A 17,712-nucleotide genomic window follows, 5' to 3' on the forward strand; every position below is an offset into this window, starting at 1 on the left:
TTTATCCGTCAGACTGGTCAAGAGACGGAAAAAGGTGAGGAAGATATGGCGGCATCGGGCATGGTTCCTACCGATAAGTCGGCTTTTGTGCTGAATCGGGCGACGGGCGACCTGGCGGATGGGGCGGCCAAGCTGGCGAGCGACATCGGGAGCACCTCCGTCGAAGCGGTGCTCGCGGCGGCCAACCGGGCGATGAGACGCAAGGGCGCGAGCGCCACGATGGGCTCGATGAACCCCAGGCCGGCCGAGTGGTACTCCTTCGACGACGGCGACCAGCAGAGCGCCGACTGGTACCCGCAGGGCCTGAGCGGCAGCGACGACTCCGGCGGGATCGGGGTGCCGTCGTTCCTGGTGAGCTGGTACTTCAGGCCGGAGGCCGGCGAACGGGGCATCAGGCTGTCGTTCGTCAGCCCCCGCACGCTCAAGTACCGGCACGCGCTGCTGGTGCAGGCCAAGCCGGACGGGGCGTACGGGCCGATCGACATCCACGCGGGCGGCATCGCCTGCCACGGCGACCTGCTCTACGTCGCCGACACCGTACGCGGCCTGCGCGTCTTCGACCTGAACAACGTGCTCGACCTGCGTACCGTCCAGAACGACCTGGGCGACCCGCAGCGGGTCGGCAGGCACGCGGGCAAGCTGCACGCCTTCGGCTACCGCTACGTCATCCCCCAGACCGACTTCTGGAAGGTGGCGCAGGCCGGGCCGCGCTTCTCGTTCGTCTCGATCGACCGCAGCGGCGCCACGCCGCGCCTCATCACCGGCGAATACCGGGAGAACGACCCCGGCGGCTGGGTCGGGCGCTGGGACCTCGACCTGGCCGGCGGCCAGCCGGTCGACGCGTTCGTCATGGGTCACCCCAAGATCCAGGGAGCCACGTCGCAGGGCGGGAAGTGGTACCTGAGCCAGGCGGCCAACGCCACCACCAACGGCAAACTGCTGGTCTACGAGGGCCAGACCCTGAGCACCAGGCCGTTCCCGATCGGGCCCGAAGACCTGACCGTGCAGGACGGCAAGCTGTGGAGCGTCACCGAGTTCAGGAACAAGCGCACGATCTTCGGCGTCGGCCTCTGAGTCCTTCAGCCGTCGAGGTGATGACGCAGGACCTCGCGGTAGCGGCGGTCGAAGTCGTCGTAGACCGCCCGCAACTCGGCCCCCGGCCAGCCGGCCGGCAGCAGTTCTGGCGGCAGCAGCGGGTCGGCCAGCAGGTGGCGCAGCACCGCGGCCGAGACGAGGAAGCCCTCGGCCAGCCCCTCGGCCCGGCCCAGTGAGCGCTCCAGCCGGCGCGCCTCCGACGCCCAGCCGTCCAAATCCCACAGCAGCGGTGTGGGGTCGCCGTGCGGGCGGCCGTCGATCAGCGTGCACTGCGCCGTGACGATCTCCGGCCAGGCCCGCGCCAGGTTCGCCGGCCGCATCCACGTGCCCTCGCGCAGCTCGGCCAGGCGCAGCGCGAGCATCGCGTGCCGGAACGCGGCCCGCTCGGCCGGAGCCCGCCGCTCCGCGGTGACCACGGCCACCTCCCACGTGCCGTCCCACGGCTTCGGATGCGGGTCGCGGCTCTCGTCCTGCCTGGCCTGACGCTCGACCAGCCGCCGCGACAACGTGTACTGGCCGTCGGACTGGAGCAGGTCGCCGGCCGCCAGCATCCGCGACAGCGCGACCCTGACCGTGCCCTCGGCGATCCCGAACAGCGCGCCGATGCGCACCAGGTGGCGGGCCGGCAGTCGGGGCGGGTGACTGCCGAGCAGCGCGCTCAGGACCGCGGAACGCGCGCTCAACGTGGTATTACGCTCTTCCATCGCGTGTCGAGTATATGTAACACTCACGGTATGGGCCGGTACCTCATCGAAGCTTTCGACCGCGGCGAGCGCAGCGACCGCTACGCCACCGAGCGCTACCAGGGCGCGGCCGGTCGCAACTGGTGGCGCGGCGACCCCACCCTGCGCCTGCTCATGCGGCGTCACCTGGGCGACGGGCTCGCCTGGGCCGAGCCGCACCTCGACGCGCTGGGCGAGCTGATGGGCGGGCTCGTCGCCGAGTGCGCCGAGGAGACCGACAGGAACCCGCCGCGGCTGGAGAAGTACGACAAGTGGGGCAGAGACATCAGTCAGGTCGTCATGCCGCCGTCGTTCCACACCGCCCGGCAGGCCCTCATGGGCGAGAACTTCACCTCGCCCTCGTTCGCCGCGCAGGCCAGGGCGAACGGGGCCGATCCGGCCGCGCTCGGCGCCGCGTGGACGTACCTGCTCGATCAGGCCGACATCGGGATGGGCTGCGCGCTCGGCACGGGCGGGGACATGGTGGTCTCCCTCGCCGAGAAACACGCGCCCGAGGACGTACGCGATCGGGTACGGGAGATCTTCGCCGACGGCTACTACTCCGGCGAGGCCGCTCAGATGTTCACCGAGCGCAGCGGCGGGTCCGACCTGGCCGCGCTGGAGACCGAGGCGGTGCCCGAGGGCGACGCGTGGCTGCTGTCCGGGTTCAAGTGGTTCGCCTCCAACGCGGGCGGCTCGGCGTTCGTGGTGCTGGCCAGGATGCCGGAAGGGGCCGTGGCGCCGTTCCTCGTCCTGTGGGAGCGGCGCGACGGCAGCCGCAACGGCGTGCGCATCCGCCGGCTCAAGGACAAGCTCGGCACCAGGTCGGTCGCCTCCGCCGAGGTCGAGTTCGAACGGGCGGAGGCGTTCCTGCTGGCCGGAACCGGCTCGGGCGAGAGCTCCGGCCTCGGCACCATGATGAAGCTCACCAACGCCTCCCGGCTCGGCGTGGCCATGATGGGCCTCGGCGTGGCCAGGCGCGCCCTGGTCGAGGCGCTCTGCTACGCCCGCTCGCGCGAGGCGTTCGGCCGGCCGCTCATCGAGCAGCCGCTCATGCGCCGCCGCCTGGGCGAGCTGATCGTCGAGGTCGAGGCGGCGCAGGCGCTGGTGTTCGACGGCCACGTCGGGCCCCGGCTGCGCCTGGCCCCCGCACTGATCAAGCTGCGCACCGCCCGGCTCGGCGTGACCGCGGCCAGCGACGCGATCGAGGTGCACGGGGGCAACGGCTACATCGAGCAGTGGCCGGTGGCCCGGCTGCTGCGCGACGCCCAGGTCAACCCGATCTGGGAGGGCGGCGACAACATCCTCTGCCTGGACGTGCGCCGGGCCATGCTCAAGGAACGCGCCCACCTGCCCTTCCTCGACCACCTGCGCACGCTGGCCACCTCCGACCTGGTCCGCGGGCGCGTCGACGACCTGACCAAGGCGATCGAGGCGTGGTCCGCGCTGGAGCACTCGGTGGCGGAGGAGCGGCTCTATCCGCTGGCGCAGTTCATGGCCGACGTGTACGCCGCCGCGCTGCTGGAGGACCAGGCGACGTGGGGGCTGGACGACGGGCGCAAGTCCCTGGTGGCTCGCCTGTACGCCGAGGCCCATCTCGCCGACCAGGGCCCGCTGCGCGGGATCGACCGCCCGGCGGAGGACCCGTTCGACGAGCTGGTACGGGGCGCGGTGAGCCTCTGAACGGCGCCGCTGGCCGGAGACAGGGCGAGAGCGTACGCTCGGCAGGTTCCCCGAGGAGAAACCCGCACTTTCCCCCGAGGAGGATCGCATGACCGTACGCGTGGAACGCCGCGGCCCCGTCACCACGGTGGTGCTCAGCAGGCCGGAGGCGCGCAACGCCGTCGATCGCAAGACCGCCGACGCGCTGACCGGCGCGTTCGTCGACTTCGAGGACTCAGGCGCCGACGTGGCGGTGCTGTGGGGCGAGGGCGGCACGTTCTGCGCCGGCGCCGACCTCAAGGCGCTGGACAACCACGTCGGCGAGGAGGGCGACGGGCCGATGGGCCCGACCCGCATGCGGCTGAGCAAGCCGGTCGTCGCCGCGGTCGCCGGGCACGCCGTGGCCGGCGGGCTGGAGCTGGCGCTCTGGTGCGATCTGCGAGTGGCCGAGGAGGACGCCGTGTTCGGGGTGTTCTGCCGGCGCTGGGGAGTGCCGCTGATCGACGGCGGCACCGTACGGCTGCCGCGCCTCATCGGCTCGTCCCGCGCCATGGACATGATCCTCACGGGGCGGCCCGTCGAAGGACCCGAGGCGTACGCGTGGGGGCTGGCCAACCGGCTCGTCCCCACCGGCACCGCCCGCGCCCAGGCCGAGGAGCTGGCCGCGCGGATCGCCGCGTTCCCGCAGGCGTGCCTGCGCGGCGACCGGATGTCGGCGCTGGAGCAGGACGGGATGGACGAGGCGGAGGCGATGCGGAACGAGCTGCGGCACGGGCTGGTGTCGCTGCCCGACGCCTCCGAGGGGGCCGCCCGCTTCGCCGGGGGCGCCGGCCGGCACGGCTCCTTCCAGAGCCCCTGACCTCGGGAGGGTGAGCCCTGACCTCGGCGTACGGCTCCCCGAGATTGTCGGTGGCCGCGCGTATCGTGACCGTATGCCTGACATCATCGAGGTCGCCGGGCGCGAGGTCCGCATCACCAGCCCCGGCAAGGTGGTCTTCCCGCAGTCCGGCCACACCAAGCTCGACCTGCTCCGGTTCTACCGGAGCGTGGGCGAGGCGGCGCTGCGCGGCGTCCACGGGCGGCCGATGGTGCTCAAGCGGTTCGTGCACGGCATCGAGCAGGAGGCGTTCTTCCAGAAGCGGGCGCCGGCCAAGCGGCCCGACTGGATCGAGGTGGCCGAGCTCAAATACCGGTCGGGGCTCAGCGCGGAAGAGGTCGTCTGCACCGACCTGGCGCAGCTCCTGTGGGTGGTCAACCTGGGCTGCGTCGATCTCAACCCCCATCCGGTACGCGCCGACGACCTGTCCAGGCCCGACGAGCTGCGCATCGACCTCGATCCCGTGCCCGGCGTCGCCTGGTCCGACGTGCTGGCCACGGCGCAGGTGGCGCGTGAGGTGCTGGCCGATCACGGGCTGGTCGCCTGGCCCAAGACGTCCGGCTCGCGCGGGTTCCACGTCTACGCCAGGATCGAGCGGCGCTGGCCGTTCGCGAAGGTGCGCAAGGCCGCCGAGACGGTGGCCCGCGAGGTCGAGCGGCGCGCCCCCGGCCTGGCCACCAGCCGCTGGTGGAAGGAGGAGCGGCACGGCGTGTTCGTCGACTTCAACCAGAACGCCTACGACCGCACGGTGGCCTCCGCCTACTCGGTGCGCGCGGTGCCTGACGCCCGCGTGTCCACCCCGCTGACCTGGGACGAGGTGCCGGGGTGCCGGCCTGAGGAGTTCACCATCGACACCGTGCCCGAGCGGCTGGCCGAGCTCGGCGACCCCTGGGAGGACCTCGACCTGCATCCCGGCTCGCTCGACGGGCTGCTGGAGCTGGCCGAGGAGCTCGGGCCCGCGCCCAAGCCGCCCAAGGGCAGCGGGCGCAGGCGGCAGACGATGCCGGTGATCGAGATCGCCAGGGCCGAGCACAAGGACGAGGCGATGGCCGGGTTCGAGCGGTGGAAGGCCCGCCACTTCGAGGTCGCGGCCCGGCTGGAGCCCGCCGACGTGCTGGTCGACGGGATGCGCGGGCGCAGCAGCGTGTGGTACCGGATCCGGGTCAACCTGCAGCACGTGCCCGAGGACGAGCGGCCGGAGCAGGAGGCGCTGGAGGTCGACTACGACCCGTGGAAGGGCGGCGCCGGCCCGGCGGACTGAGCGCCGCCCCCCGCCGGTCGCGGGCGAGGCCCGGACTGGGTCGGATCGCGGGCGAGGGGCGGGGCAGCCGTCAGACCGCCCGGAAGCGTGGCGTTCAGCGGCCGGAGATCAGGTTGGCCAGGTGGGCGTAGGCCGAGGTGGTCGTGCCGCGTTCGTTCTCGTGCCGGTCGGCGGCCCTGAACAGGGTGTAGATGAGCTGCACCCCGGTCCACCGCAGCGGCTCGGGCTCCCACTGCCGCACCTGACGCCCCACCCAGGGCAGGCTCGTCAGCGCGGTGTCGCGGGCGAGCACCAGGTCGCGCAGCGTGCGGCCGGCCAGGTTCGCCGTGGTGACGCCGCTGCCCACGTACCCGCCGGCCCAGCCAAGGCCGCTCGCGTGGTCCAGATGCACCGTCGAGCACCAGTCGCGCGGCACCCCGAGCACGCCGCACCAGGCGTGCGCGATCCGCGCGTCGGCCGCGGCGGGGAAGAGCTTGACCAGCATCCGCCAGAGCAGCGCGACCGTCTGCGCCTGGGTGGCTCCCCGGTGGTCGGTACGCGAGCCGTACCGGTACGGCACCCCGCGCCCGCCGATCGCGATCCGGTCGTCGGCCGTGCGCTGCGCGTAGACGTAGGCGTGCGCCTCGTCCTCCAGCAGTTCGCTGCCGTGCCAGCCGATGTGCTTCCAGACGTCCGGCGGAAGCGGCTCGGTGACGATCATGGAGCTGTTCATCGGCAGCCACTGGCGGTGCTGGCCGGTCAGGCTCGCGGTGAAGCCCTCGGTCGCGCGGATGACGTAGTCGGCCGTGACGACGCCGCGCGTGGTGACCGCGGCGGCCTTACCCCCGCGCCCGCCATGGTCGTTCTGTCCGCCGGGTCCGCCGGCTCCCCGGGGCAGGATCTCGGTGACGGTGGTGTCCTCGAAGATGTCCACCCCCAGCTGTTCCACCACGCCGGCCAGTCCGACGGCGAGCTTGGCCGGCTGGATGCGGGCACAGTGCGGCGAGTACGACGCCTCCAGTGCCCCCGCCACCTGCAGCCGCTCGCGCGCCTCGTCACGTTCCATCAGCCGCACGTCGTCCGCGCCGTACCCCCACGCGCGCAGGTCGGCGACGCCGGCCCGCAGCCGCCGCCGCTGGGCCGGGTTGGTCGCGACGTGGATCAGCCCGCCCTTGTGCACGTCGGCGTCGATGCCCTCCGCGCGGGCCACCTCGATGACCTCGTTCACCGACCGGAACATGGCCCGCTGCAGGTCGATCATGGCCTGCCGCCCGCGCGCCCTGGCATGCCGCTTGCGTGACCCGGCGAACTCGGCCGACAGCCACCCGCCGTTGCGGCCCGACGCCCCGAACCCGGCGAACTCCTTCTCCAGGATCGCGATCCGCAGGCCGGGCTCGGCCCGCTTCAGGTAGTACGCGGTCCACAGGCCGGTGTAGCCGCCGCCGACGATGGCGACGTCGTAGTCACGCGGCCCCGGCAGCGCCGGCCGCCGCGCGGGCAGGCCGATCTGCCGATACCAGAAGGAGACGCCGCCGTTGGCGAAGTCCTTGGTCAGCGGGATGCCTTTCATCACCGAACACATTGTCTAGTAACAGCTCAGCGGCCGACAAGTCGGCGAAGTGTAATGAAACCGGGTGCCTGGCTAGCTTCGTGTCGGGCGTTCATACCCCTCGTCCCCTCCGTATACGCGCAGGTCAGGATCCTGCTCCGGCTGGGTGGCCGGGCTGGTGGGGGAGGCGGTGTGCTCGGAGGCGAAGTCGTCGGAGAGGATCGCCTCGGGCGGCAGCAGATAGTCGTGCCAGGTGATCTCGCCCTGGGGCAGGGCGTCGGTGAGCAGCAGGCCCGCGCGCTGGGCGGCGTACAGGCGGCCGGGATAGCGGACGGGCATGCAGGGCCGGCGCAGGCCCGCGGCCCGCAACCAGGTCTGGACCAGCGCCTCGGTGTCGATCACCTCGGGGCCGCCGAACTCGATCTCCCTGCCCTCGGGCCCGGCGCTGAGCAGCGCGGCGGCGCGCGCGGCGACCTCACCCGTGTGCACCGGCTGCCAGGGCAACGAACGATCCACGGGCAGCGCCGGCAGCGACGCGAAACCGCCGAGCCGGCGGTGCAGCCACTGGTGGAACGGGGTGAGCCGGAGGATCGTCCAGTCCAGGCCGCACTCCGTGACCAGGCGTTCGGCCTCCAGCTTGTGGCGCAGGTAGCCGTGGGCGGCCCGGTCGGCCCCGACCATGGAGGTGAACAGCACGTGCGGCCGCCCGGCCTGCCTGGCCAGCAGGAGCAGGGTCCTGGTGCCCGGCACGTCCACCGCGCCGCGCCCCTTGCGGCCGCTGGTGGCCAGGTGCGCGATCGCGTCCACGTCCCGTACGGCCTCCTCGACGCCCTTGCCGGAGATGAGGTCGCCCCAAATCCACTCGACGTTCCCGCGGTCCTCCCGCTTGGCCCGGCTCAGCGCCCGCACCTCGTGACCCGCCTTGAGCAGGGCGGGTACCAGTGCGCCGCCCAGCGTGCCGGTGGCTCCCGTGACCAGAATGCGCATGCCGGGACCCCTACCCGCCACAATCCAGAAATGTCCATGAAGCACAGCCCGGCGTCTGGCCCGGGCGGAGCGGGGTAGTGCCGCTCCTATGGCTCGCATCGCATCGGAAGTCCTGATCGAACGGCTCGCGGCTTGGGGCGTGGACACCGTCTTCGGCCTGCCGGGTGACGGCATCAACGGCATCATGGAGGGGCTGCGGCGCCATCGTGACCGGGTGCGCTTCGTCCTGGTGCACCACGAGGAGGCCGCCGCCTTCATGGCCACCGGCTACGCCAAGGCCACCGGGCGGATCGGCGTGTGCCTGGCGACCTCGGGCCCCGGCGGCATCCACCTGCTCAACGGCCTCTACGACGCCAAGCTCGACCACGTGCCCGTGCTGGCCATCACGGGCATGCAGGAGACGTCCGTGCTGGGCACCGGCTACCAGCAGGAGGTGCACCTGGACAAGCTGTTCGCCGACGTGGCCGAGTACAACATGATGATCACCAACCCGGCGCAGCTGCCCTCGCTGGTGGACCAGGCCGTCAGGACCTCCTACGCGCGGCGCGGGGTCTCCCACCTCACGCTGCCCAACGACATCCAGGTGGCGGACGCCGGCGCGGATCCGTACCGGCACGTGGCCCCGGCGCGCTCGCCCGAGACCGCGCCCGTCTACCTGCCGCCGGCCGGGCTGCCCCGGCAGGAGGACGTCGAGTGGGCGGCCGAGGTGCTCAACCGGGCCGAGCGGCCCGCCATGCTGGTCGGGCAGGGGGCGCTGCACGCCAGGCAGGAGGTGCTGGCGGTGGCCGAGGCACTGGGGGCGCCGGTGGTCAAGACGCTGCCGGGCAAGGCGGTGGTGCCGGACGACTCCCCGTACACGACGGGCGGGCTCGGGCTGCTCGGCACCCGGCCGAGCGAGGAACTGATGGAAGAGGCCGACGTGCTGTTCATGGTCGGCACGAACTTCCCCTACTCCCAGTTCCTGCCGGAGGTGCGGGACACGCGGGTGGTGCAGTTCGAGGCCGATCCGACCAGGGCGGGGGCGCGTATCGCGACCGACGTACCGGTGGTGTGCGACGCGAAGGAGGGGCTGCGGGCGCTGCTGCCGCTGCTGACCGCACGGAACGGCAACGCTCATCTAGCGAAATATCAGAAGATGATGGCGAAGTGGCGCTCGGACATGGACGCGCTGGAGAACCCGGACAGAGACCCCATCGCCCCGCAGTACGCCGTCTCCGTCCTCGACGACCTCGCCTCCGACGACGCCATCCTGACCTGCGACAGCGGCACCATCGCCACCTGGGCGGCGCGGCACTGGACGATCAGGGGCGAGCGCGAGTTCTACCTGTCCGGCACGCTGGCCTCGATGGCGCCGGGGCTCCCGTACGCCATCGCCATGCAGCACGCCCATCCCGGGCGGCAGGTCATCGCGTACGTCGGCGACGGCGGCTTCTCCATGCTCATGGCCGAGTTCCTCACCGCCGTGCAGCACCGGCTGCCGGTCAAGGTGATCATCAACAACAACAACTCGCTCGGCCAGATCCTGTGGGAGCAGATGGTGCTCGGCTACCCCGAGCACGGCGTGCGCTATGCCATGCCCGAGGCCGACTTCTCGGCCTGGGCCAGGTCGTGCGGCGGGTTCGGGGCCAAGGTCACCAAGTCGGGCGACGTGGCGACGGCCATCGGGCAGGCGCTGGCCCACGACGGGCCGGCGCTGGTGGACATCGACGTCAACCCGAACGAGCCGCCCATGCCGGGCAAGGTCACCTATGACCAGGCGAAGAGCTTCGCGCAGGCGTTCCTCAAGGGGCAGCCGCACAAGGCCGCCATCGCCACCACGCTGTTCAAGGACCGCATCCAGAAGCTGGGTGACTGATCACCTGCAGGCGCCTGGGCCCGCACGATCACCCCCAAGGCCCGCGCGATCATCCGTACGCGCGCGCTATCCCGGCGGCGGCGGCGCGCAGGGGCTCGACCAGCCGGGGCAGCTCGCGGGCGCGCCGCGAGGACACCACGAGGCCCAGCGCCGCCACCGGCCGCCCGTCCACCAGGACCGGCGCCGCCGCCGAGCACGAGCCGGGCGTCATCTCCTCGTACGTCAGCGCGTACCCCTGCGCCCGCACCGCCGACAGCTCCCTGGCCAGCCGCCCCGGCTCGGTGATCGTGCGGGGCGTCGGGCGTTCGAGCGCGCGGGCCAGGTAGGACGTGACGAACCAGTCGGGCTCGTACGCCAGCAGCGCCTTGCCCACCCCGGTGGGATGCATCGGCAGCCTGGCCCCGATCCGCGACACGATCGGCACCGCCCGCCTGCCGTGCACCTTGTCCACGAACAGGACCTCGACGCCGTCCCTGATCGCGAGGTGCACGTTCTCGCCGGTCGAGCCGAACAGCTCCTGCAGCCACGGATGCGCCAGCTCGCGCAGCCGGTTGGGCGCGAGCTGGCCCAGCTCCCACAGCCGCTGCCCCACCCGCAGCCGCCCGTCGGGGGTGCGGCCGAGCGCCCGCCACTCCTCCAGCTCGGCCACCAGCCGGTGCGCCGTGCTCAGCGGCACCCCGCTGCGCGCGGCCAGCTCGGTGAGCGTGAGCTGCGGATGCGCGGCGTCGAACGCGCCCAGGATGGCCAGCACCTTGGACGTCACCGACCGTCCCGGCTCGCGGGATCCGCCTGACATGGGCGCCATTCTTCCACTCAGTGGAAGCGTCCTCTCGGCGATACGCCGCTTTAGGCAGGATGCTTCCCTCATGCGAACTCAGGTCGGGATCATCGGGGCTGGCCCCGCTGGTCTGCTTCTGTCCCACTTGCTCCACCTGCGCGGCATCTCCTCCGTGGTGCTGGAGAAACGCAGCCGCGACTACGTCGAGCGCCGCGTCCGCGCCGGCGTGCTGGAGCAGGGCACGGTCGACACGCTGGTGGCGGCGGGCGTAGGCGAGCGCATGCTGCGCGAGGGGCTGCCGCACCACGGCATCGAGCTCAGGTACGGAGGCCAGGGTCACCGCATCGCGTTCGACAAGCTCGTGCCGGGCCGGGCCATCACCGTGTACGGGCAGCAGGAGGTGGTCAAGGACCTGATCGCGGCCAGGCTCGCGGCGGGCGGCGACGTGCGGTTCGAGGTCGAGGACGTGGCCGTGCACGGGCTGGAGTCGGAGCCGTACGTGACCTTCGGCGGCGAGCGGCTCGACTGCGACGTGATCGCCGGCTGCGACGGCTTCCACGGCGTGTCCAGGCCGTCCATCCCCGAGGGCGTCCTGAGCGTCTTCGAGCGGGAATATCCGTTCGCCTGGCTCGGCATCCTGGCCCGCGTCGCGCCCTCCTCGGACGAGCTGATCTACGCCAGGAACGAGCGCGGCTTCGCCCTGCACAGCATGCGCTCGCCCACGGTCAGCCGCTTCTACCTGCAGGTTCCCGCCGACGCCGAGCTGGGGGAGTGGCCGGACGAGCGCATCTGGGCCGAGCTCAAGGCCCGGCTGGAGACCGTGCCCGGCTTCGAGCTGACCACCGGCGAGATCATGGAGCGGGGCATCACGCCCATGCGGGCGTTCGTGGCCGAGCCGATGCAGTACGGGCGGCTCTACCTGGCCGGGGACGCCGCCCACATCGTGCCGCCGACCGGCGCGAAGGGGCTCAACCTGGCCGTGGCCGACGTCAGGGTGCTCACCGAGGCGCTGGAGGCGTACTTCACCGGCGGCTCGGACGAACTGCTCGACGGCTACTCGCAGGCGTGTCTCAAGCGGGTGTGGCGGGCCCAGCACTTCTCGTGGTGGATGACGACGCTGCTGCACACGTTCGAGGACGACGACCCGTACGCGCGGCGGCTGCAGCTGTCGTACCTGGACTACGTGACCACCTCGGAGGCGGCGGCCACGACGCTGGCGGAGAACTACGTCGGGCTGCCGTGATGGCCCCTGACCTTGGGAAATGCTTTACAGTGTTTCGGTGGTCTTTGAGGACGGATGGGCGGCTTCGCCCCTGCGCTGGCTCATGAACGCCCTGGGCGACGCCCAGCTCGCCATGATGGTCGAGAACCCCGGCATGGTCGCGGCGGTCGACCAGCACGCGGCGGTGCTGCGCGACGCGATCCCGCTCGACCGGGAGACGCTGGGCGACTATCTGCTCGGCTTCCTCGACGAGCTGCGGCACCGGGGCTGGGCCTTCACCGGCGAGCCGGACGCGCCGTCGCTGCGGCTGACGGCGGTGTGCTGGCTCACCCGCGAACTCGACCTCCTGGACGGCGCCGCCCCGGCCTGACGGCGCGACGCGCAGGGTCCAGCGAGACGGCGCCGCCCCCGGCCTGACGGCGCCTCATCCGTGGTGACGGTGGCCCGGTGACGCGGCCGGCCGGGCGGGCGGCGGTCAGCCGGGGGGCATGTCGGAGCGGTGGGCTCCGCCCTGCGGCGTCGACCTGATCGGAGCCGTCTCCTCCGTCATCGACCGGGCGTCCTCACGTCCGCGCTGGTACGCCTCCGCGTGCGCCCTGGCCTGCGGGGCCTCCTGCTCGATGCGGCCCAGCCAGCGCTCCCAGCGCTGCTGCATGGGCCGGACGAGCCCGCCGCCGACGCCGATCGCCGCGATCGCCCCGATGGTGGCCAGCACCGTGATCAGGACCGGGGTCGTGACCGCCGTGGCCACGCCGATCTGGTTGAGCGCCGCGATGATGCCCAGCGCCCAGATGAACACCGCGGCCACGGTCGCCAGGAAGCGGCCGTAGGACAGGCCGCCGAGCGCCCCGGACAGGATGTCCCTGACGGCCTTGGCCACCGCCCCGGCCACCACGATGATCACGATGGCCACGATCGCCTGCGGCAGCCAGGCGACCACGCCGGCCAGCAGCGCCGAGACCGGGTTGGGCCCGAACACGTTGAAGGCGATCTGCAGCGTGATCAGCAGGATCGCGTAGAAGACGATCTTCGCGAGCAGGCTGCTGGCGTCGTACTTGCTGCGTTCCAGCCAGCGCCGCACGCCGCTGCGCTCCACCGCCCGGTCGAAGCCGACCCGCTCAAGCACCTTGTCGACGATCTTCTCCAGGGCTTTGGCCACGATCCACCCGATGATGAGAATCACCAGGAACGCGATCAGCCGCGGAACGAACGTGGCTATCTGCCGCCAGGCATCCGATATGCCTTGGCCTATGTCGATGTCCATAGTTTCCTCCTCTGAGGAGCCAATGCATCGGCGCTACCCGCGCTGAAACGGTATATACACGCAGAGCTACCAAAAGTTCGCACAAGGCGATATGCCTCCCTACTCGGGGGCATACGGGAGCAATGCCAGCGCAATGCCGGTCGGCGGGCGGGATGGCGGGCTGTTGGAGCCCGGTCGAAGGGTCAGTCGCCCTTCGCGGCCTTCAGGTGTGCCGCCGCGGCCTGCTCCAGGTGGACGAGGTCGGAGGCCACGGTCGCGAACGTGAACCCCTCCGCCAGCCGCCGGGCGGCCTGCTCCCCGCCCGGATTGTGGATGCCGACCGCGATCCCCGCCGCCGCGGCGGCCGTACGGATCCGCTCCAGCGCCGCCTCGAAGACGTCGGCCACCGCAGGGTCGTTGGGGTAGCGCCCGCCCACGGCCAGGCACAGGTCGGAGGGGCCGACGTAGATGCCGTCCAGGCCCGGCGTGGCGCAGATCTCGTCGATGTTAGCGAGGCCGCCGGCCGTCTCGATCATCGCCAGGACCACCACGGTCTCATCCGCCTCCGCCGGCGTGGGCCCGATCCGCAGCGAAGAGCGCATGGGCCCGTACGAGCGACGCCCGCCGGCGGGATAGCGGGCCGCGGAGACGGCATCGGCGGCGTCCGCGGCCGTGTCGACCAGCGGCACGATCACGCCGCCCGCTCCGTAGTCGAGCGCCCGGCCGATCACCGCGGGGTCGCCGGACTCCACCCGGACGATGCCGGCCGAACGCCCGCCCGCGTCGATGGCCATGAGGTTGCTCAGCAGCCCCGCGTGGCCGATGAGCCCGTGCTGGCCGTCCAGCGTCACGTAGTCGTACCCCAGCCGGGCCAGGCGCTCGGTGGCGACGGGCGCGTCGAGAACCACCCAGTAGCCGACGCACTGTTCCCGATTGCGGATCTTCCTGGCGAACTCGGCTGCGGTCATACGAAATCAATCTCCTCTACGGCAAGTACGGTCGCCCGCCGGCATCGGGTGTACAGCTCAACGGTTGTAGGCGGGCATCGGGCCGTGCAGTGACGCGCCCACGGCGTCGCAGGCGGCGGCCACGTCGGACGGCAGCGGCCCGGCGGCCAGCGCCTCCAGGTTGGCCCGCAACTGGTCGGGGCCGGAGGCGCCGAGCAGGACGGCGTTCACCACGGGCCGGCCCGCCAGCCACCGCAGCGTCAGCTCGGCGAGCGGCATCCCGGCCCGCCTGGCGATGTCGTCGAGCGTTGCGACGGCCTCGAAGAGGCGCGGGTCCCAGTACCGCTCCCGGTACATCCCGGCCAGCCGGGAGTCACCGAACCGGCCGCTCTCCGGCGTGCGGTCGAAGCGGTGCCGGCCGGTCAGCAGGCCGCCGCCGAGCGGGTTGTAGACCATCGTGCGCAGGCCGCTGGTCTGGGCGAACTCGGCGTATTCGTCCTCGATCCGCCTGGCCACCAGGTTGTACAGCTGCTGAGCCACCACGGGCGGAGGATCGATCCGGGCGATCTGCCAGGCGGCGTAGTTGGACACGCCCAGCTCGCCGATCTTGCCTTCCCGCTTCAGGTCGGCGACCGTGGCCAGGGTCTCCTCCAGCGGCGTGGCCCGGTCGGGCTGGTGCAGGTAGAACAGGTCGACATGGGTCACGCGGAGCCGCCGCAGGCTGGCCGTCAACGCGTTGCGCAGCCCGCGCGGCGACAGCGGCGTGTATCCGCCGGCGTCCGGATGAGGCATGCCCGCCTTGGTCGCCAGCACGACCTGATCGCGCCGACCGCGCAGAAGCCTGCCGAGAATCTCCTCGGCGGCGCCGCCCGCGTAGCCGTTGGCCGTGTCGACACCGGTGACGCCGGCGTCGAGGGCCAGATCGAGCATCTTCCCGGCCGTGTCCGCGTCCACGGTGTCGCCGAAGGTCATGGTTCCGAGCACGGGCTCGGGGTTCATCGAGCAGGTCCTTTCGCCGCCGGGTGGACGTCGCCTAGCTTGTATCCCCGCATGCTATCGACCCCCGCATCCGCAGAACCCGTACCGGGAGCCCGCCACGCGAGAGCCGCGACCACGAAACGCCGCACGGGTAGGGACGACGCGGCGGAGTGCGGAAAGTGCGTCCGCGTCACGTTGTGGCAACTGTGGCATGTTTGCGCACTCTGTGCAATGCTCAATGCGTGATTCGCGCAATGCGGTGGCCGGGGGAGACGTGAGCGCCGGCCCGGCGTCCGTGCTCGTCCTGGCCGACGACCTGTCGGGGGCGGCCGAGACGGCGGCCGTGCTCATGTCCCGCGCCGGCTCCGCGCTCATCGCCCTGTCCGGCCCGCCGTATCCGGCACAGGCACCCGTGCTGGTGGCCGACCTCGACAGCCGGCACCACCCACAGACCTTCGACCTGGTACGGGGGGCGCTCAGGAACGCCGGGGACCGCCGCGTCTTCGTCAAGATCGACTCTCTCCTGCGCGGCAACGTCGCCGCCACGGTCGCCGCCTGCCTCGCCACCGCCCCTGTGGTGCTCGCCCCTTCCCTCCCGTCCGCCGGACGCACGGTGACGGACGGAGTCCCGTACGTACGAGGAACGCTGCTGCGCGAAACACGCGCCTGGCGCGCGGTCCCCACGCTCACTGCGCGCACATTCCCGCCGAAGTCTGCCTCTGCCACGACTGCGGGCACGCCTGCGGCCCGTGGTGACGGACTTGCCGGGCCCGCCACCGTGGCGGATGCGCTCGGCGCGGTGCCGTCCGTTCTCGTGCCGTTGAGCACCGTCCGCGCCGGTCATCGGGCCCTGACGGCGGCCATCGGGCGGGCGGGCGGCCGGGTGGCGGTGTGTGACGCGGAGACCGACGGCGACCTCGACGCGATCGTCGCCGCCGCACTCGACGCCGACCCGTCCACCCACCTGATCGGCGCCGGCGGCCTGGCCGCAGCCCTCGGCCGCACCCTCTCCCTCGACCCGCCACCCGACCCCCCGCCTTCGCGTCCCAGCGCGGCACCGCTGCTGGTCGTCGTCGGGACCGCCGAGCCCGGGGCGGTCGAGCAGGCGGCGTTGCTCGTCGGGCACGGCGCCACCCCCATCCCGCTCACCGCCGCCGAACTGGGCGAGCCCGAGGCGGCCGCGCGCCGGGTGCGGAACGCACTGGACGGGCCGGTCGTGCTGACCGTGGTGGGTTCCGCACCGCCCGCCTTGACCGGCATCCTGGGTGGGATCGTCGCCCGCGCCCTCGACGACCGGCCCGCCGGGCTCGTTCTCACCGGTGGGGAGACCGCGAGGCGGGTCCTCGACGCGCTCGGCGTCACCGAGCTGACCCCGCTGGGCCAGATCCACCACGGCGCGGTGCTCAGCCGCAGCCCCCAAGGGCATCACGTGGTCACCAGGCCGGGCAGCTTCGGCGAGCGTGACAGCCTCCTCCGCATAGCCGCACAGCTCGCCCCCCACCACTTCACCTCCGCAGAAAGGCTGACATGAGCACACCTCTGATCGCCCTCACCATGGGGGACGGCTCCGGCGTCGGCCCCGAGGTCATCGTCGGCGCGCTGCTCGCCCCCGAGACGTACGCGTTCTGCCGCCCGGTCGTCATCGGCGACGCCCGGCGCCTGCGCAAGGCCGCCGGGTTCCTCGGCGCGAGCCCCGAGGTGGTCACGGTCGACGGTGTCGCCGACGCGGTGTTCGAGCCGGGCCGCGTCAACGTCATCGACCCGGGCCTGCTCCCCGACGACCTGCCGTGGGGGAAGGTGTCGGCGGTCGCGGGCGGCGCGGCGTACGAGTACGTACGGCTGGCCAGCGAACTGGCGATGTCCGGCCAGGTACGCGCGATCTGCACGGCCCCGCTCAACAAGGAGGCCCTGCACGCCGCCGGCCATCTCTACCCGGGCCACACCGAGCTGCTCGCCCACCTCACCGGCACCGAGGAGGTGTCGATGATGCTCTCGACGGCCAAGGTCAAGGTCATCCACGTGACCACCCACATCGGCCTGATCGACGCCGTCGCCCGCATCGAGCCCGGCCTGGTCGAGCGGACGATCCGGCGCGGCGAGGCCGCCATGCGCGGTTCCGGTCTCGAACGTCCCAAGATCGGCGTCTGCGGGATAAACCCCCATGCGGGTGAGAACGGCCTGTTCGGGTACGGCGAGGAGGAGGAGAAGATCGTCCCCGCCGTCGAACGGCTGCGCGCCGAGGGCATGGACGTGCACGGCCCGCTGCCCGCCGACACCGCGTTCTTCCTGGCCGGCCGGGGCGACTACGACCTCATCGTGGCCATGTACCACGACCAGGGCCACGGCCCCGTCAAGATCCTCGGCCTGGAGGCGGGCGTCAACATCACCGTCGGCCTGCCCGTGATCAGGACCTCGGTCGACCACGGGACCGCGTTCGACATCGCCGGGAAGGGCGTCGCGGACGCCGGTAGCATGATCGAGGCCCTCCGGCAGGCCGCCGAGCTGTCGTCCGCGCAGGGGCTGTGACGCACACGCGATGTGAGGCACGCGCAGGGGG

General features: G+C 72.1%; 16 protein-coding genes. 9 read left to right on the forward strand and 7 right to left on the reverse strand.

What is annotated here, in order from left to right:
• Nucleotides 1-87 precede the first annotated feature (87 nt).
• Entirely contained in the window at nucleotides 88-1,074 is a 987-nt protein-coding gene (locus tag OIE67_RS09505; RefSeq protein ID WP_326638668.1) for a hypothetical protein, read from the forward strand.
• Nucleotides 1,075-1,079: 5 nt separating this feature from the next.
• On the opposite strand, the gene OIE67_RS09510 is transcribed toward OIE67_RS09505, so the two are convergent.
• Nucleotides 1,080-1,799 (reverse strand): PaaX family transcriptional regulator C-terminal domain-containing protein, encoded by a 720-nt coding sequence (locus tag OIE67_RS09510; protein WP_326638670.1) that lies wholly within the window; start codon nucleotides 1,797-1,799, stop codon nucleotides 1,080-1,082.
• A 30-nt stretch (nucleotides 1,800-1,829) separates the two neighbouring features.
• On the opposite strand from OIE67_RS09510, the gene OIE67_RS09515 reads away from it, so the two are divergent.
• From OIE67_RS09515 to ligD, 3 genes are all read left to right on the forward strand, one after another.
• A complete protein-coding gene (locus OIE67_RS09515) occupies nucleotides 1,830-3,500 on the forward strand; it encodes an acyl-CoA dehydrogenase family protein (protein ID WP_326638672.1) in 1,671 nt (556 codons plus the stop codon).
• A gap of 88 nt (nucleotides 3,501-3,588) precedes the next feature.
• Entirely contained in the window at nucleotides 3,589-4,338 is a 750-nt protein-coding gene (locus OIE67_RS09520) for a crotonase/enoyl-CoA hydratase family protein (RefSeq protein WP_326638674.1), read from the forward strand.
• Nucleotides 4,339-4,411: 73 nt separating this feature from the next.
• Entirely contained in the window at nucleotides 4,412-5,617 is a 1,206-nt protein-coding gene (gene ligD, locus OIE67_RS09525) for a non-homologous end-joining DNA ligase (protein WP_326638676.1), read from the forward strand.
• A 94-nt stretch (nucleotides 5,618-5,711) separates the two neighbouring features.
• Here ligD and OIE67_RS09530 read toward each other — a convergent pair whose 3' ends face one another.
• Complete coding sequence (locus OIE67_RS09530) at nucleotides 5,712-7,166, reverse strand: NAD(P)/FAD-dependent oxidoreductase (protein WP_326645285.1); 1,455 nt, start codon at nucleotides 7,164-7,166, stop codon at nucleotides 5,712-5,714.
• 72 nt (nucleotides 7,167-7,238) lie between these two features.
• Complete coding sequence (locus OIE67_RS09535) at nucleotides 7,239-8,132, reverse strand: SDR family oxidoreductase (RefSeq protein WP_326638678.1); 894 nt, start codon at nucleotides 8,130-8,132, stop codon at nucleotides 7,239-7,241.
• Between the two features lie 88 nt (nucleotides 8,133-8,220).
• On the opposite strand from OIE67_RS09535, the gene OIE67_RS09540 reads away from it, so the two are divergent.
• Entirely contained in the window at nucleotides 8,221-9,987 is a 1,767-nt protein-coding gene (locus tag OIE67_RS09540) for a thiamine pyrophosphate-dependent enzyme (protein ID WP_326638680.1), read from the forward strand.
• A gap of 49 nt (nucleotides 9,988-10,036) precedes the next feature.
• Here OIE67_RS09540 and OIE67_RS09545 read toward each other — a convergent pair whose 3' ends face one another.
• The gene (locus tag OIE67_RS09545) at nucleotides 10,037-10,783 is read right to left on the reverse strand and encodes an IclR family transcriptional regulator (protein WP_326638682.1); all 747 of its coding nucleotides are present in this window, start codon (nucleotides 10,781-10,783) and stop codon (nucleotides 10,037-10,039) included.
• 70 nt (nucleotides 10,784-10,853) lie between these two features.
• On the opposite strand from OIE67_RS09545, the gene OIE67_RS09550 reads away from it, so the two are divergent.
• Together OIE67_RS09550 and OIE67_RS09555 are read left to right on the forward strand one after the other, a co-directional pair.
• Nucleotides 10,854-12,008, forward strand: a complete 1,155-nt coding sequence (locus OIE67_RS09550) for a 4-hydroxybenzoate 3-monooxygenase (RefSeq protein ID WP_326638684.1) — start codon at nucleotides 10,854-10,856, stop codon at nucleotides 12,006-12,008.
• A gap of 37 nt (nucleotides 12,009-12,045) precedes the next feature.
• A complete protein-coding gene (locus OIE67_RS09555) occupies nucleotides 12,046-12,357 on the forward strand; it encodes a DUF6401 family natural product biosynthesis protein (RefSeq protein ID WP_146178017.1) in 312 nt (103 codons plus the stop codon).
• Nucleotides 12,358-12,462: 105 nt separating this feature from the next.
• On the opposite strand, the gene OIE67_RS09560 is transcribed toward OIE67_RS09555, so the two are convergent.
• The 3 genes from OIE67_RS09560 to OIE67_RS09570 form a co-directional block, all read right to left on the reverse strand.
• Nucleotides 12,463-13,251: a mechanosensitive ion channel family protein gene (locus OIE67_RS09560; RefSeq protein ID WP_407674834.1), complete on the reverse strand. Its 789-nt coding sequence runs from the start codon at nucleotides 13,249-13,251 to the stop codon at nucleotides 12,463-12,465.
• Between the two features lie 182 nt (nucleotides 13,252-13,433).
• Entirely contained in the window at nucleotides 13,434-14,198 is a 765-nt protein-coding gene (locus OIE67_RS09565; protein WP_326638688.1) for an HpcH/HpaI aldolase family protein, read from the reverse strand.
• A 57-nt stretch (nucleotides 14,199-14,255) separates the two neighbouring features.
• Nucleotides 14,256-15,176, reverse strand: coding sequence for an aldo/keto reductase (locus OIE67_RS09570; protein ID WP_326638690.1), 921 nt, complete (start codon nucleotides 15,174-15,176; stop codon nucleotides 14,256-14,258).
• 253 nt (nucleotides 15,177-15,429) lie between these two features.
• On the opposite strand from OIE67_RS09570, the gene OIE67_RS09575 reads away from it, so the two are divergent.
• Both OIE67_RS09575 and pdxA read left to right on the forward strand, forming a co-directional pair.
• Nucleotides 15,430-16,686 (forward strand): four-carbon acid sugar kinase family protein, encoded by a 1,257-nt coding sequence (locus OIE67_RS09575; protein ID WP_326638691.1) that lies wholly within the window; start codon nucleotides 15,430-15,432, stop codon nucleotides 16,684-16,686.
• On the forward strand, nucleotides 16,683-17,681 hold the full coding sequence (gene pdxA / locus OIE67_RS09580; RefSeq protein ID WP_326638693.1) for a 4-hydroxythreonine-4-phosphate dehydrogenase PdxA: 999 nt from the start codon (nucleotides 16,683-16,685) through the stop codon (nucleotides 17,679-17,681). The genes OIE67_RS09575 and pdxA overlap by 4 nt, the downstream gene beginning before the upstream one ends.
• Nucleotides 17,682-17,712 lie beyond the last annotated feature (31 nt).

The organism is Nonomuraea fuscirosea, assembly GCF_035917475.1.
Taxonomy (GTDB): domain Bacteria; phylum Actinomycetota; class Actinomycetes; order Streptosporangiales; family Streptosporangiaceae; genus Nonomuraea; species Nonomuraea fuscirosea.

Bases quoted from the DNA above. Each gene is read 5' to 3' on its own strand.
- OIE67_RS09535 (WP_326638678.1), bottom strand. From the start codon at position 8,132: ATGCGCATTCTGGTCACGGGAGCCACCGGCACGCTGGGCGGCGCACTG.
- OIE67_RS09545 (WP_326638682.1), bottom strand. From the start codon at position 10,783: ATGTCAGGCGGATCCCGCGAGCCGGGACGGTCGGTGACGTCCAAGGTG.
- OIE67_RS09540 (WP_326638680.1), top strand. From the start codon at position 8,221: ATGGCTCGCATCGCATCGGAAGTCCTGATCGAACGGCTCGCGGCTTGG.
- OIE67_RS09515 (WP_326638672.1), top strand. From the start codon at position 1,830: ATGGGCCGGTACCTCATCGAAGCTTTCGACCGCGGCGAGCGCAGCGAC.
- OIE67_RS09565 (WP_326638688.1), bottom strand. From the start codon at position 14,198: ATGACCGCAGCCGAGTTCGCCAGGAAGATCCGCAATCGGGAACAGTGC.
- ligD (WP_326638676.1), top strand. From the start codon at position 4,412: ATGCCTGACATCATCGAGGTCGCCGGGCGCGAGGTCCGCATCACCAGC.
- OIE67_RS09560 (WP_407674834.1), bottom strand. From the start codon at position 13,251: ATGGACATCGACATAGGCCAAGGCATATCGGATGCCTGGCGGCAGATA.
- OIE67_RS09530 (WP_326645285.1), bottom strand. From the start codon at position 7,166: ATGAAAGGCATCCCGCTGACCAAGGACTTCGCCAACGGCGGCGTCTCC.
- pdxA (WP_326638693.1), top strand. From the start codon at position 16,683: ATGAGCACACCTCTGATCGCCCTCACCATGGGGGACGGCTCCGGCGTC.
- OIE67_RS09520 (WP_326638674.1), top strand. From the start codon at position 3,589: ATGACCGTACGCGTGGAACGCCGCGGCCCCGTCACCACGGTGGTGCTC.
- OIE67_RS09570 (WP_326638690.1), bottom strand. From the start codon at position 15,176: ATGAACCCCGAGCCCGTGCTCGGAACCATGACCTTCGGCGACACCGTG.
- OIE67_RS09550 (WP_326638684.1), top strand. From the start codon at position 10,854: ATGCGAACTCAGGTCGGGATCATCGGGGCTGGCCCCGCTGGTCTGCTT.
- OIE67_RS09510 (WP_326638670.1), bottom strand. From the start codon at position 1,799: ATGGAAGAGCGTAATACCACGTTGAGCGCGCGTTCCGCGGTCCTGAGC.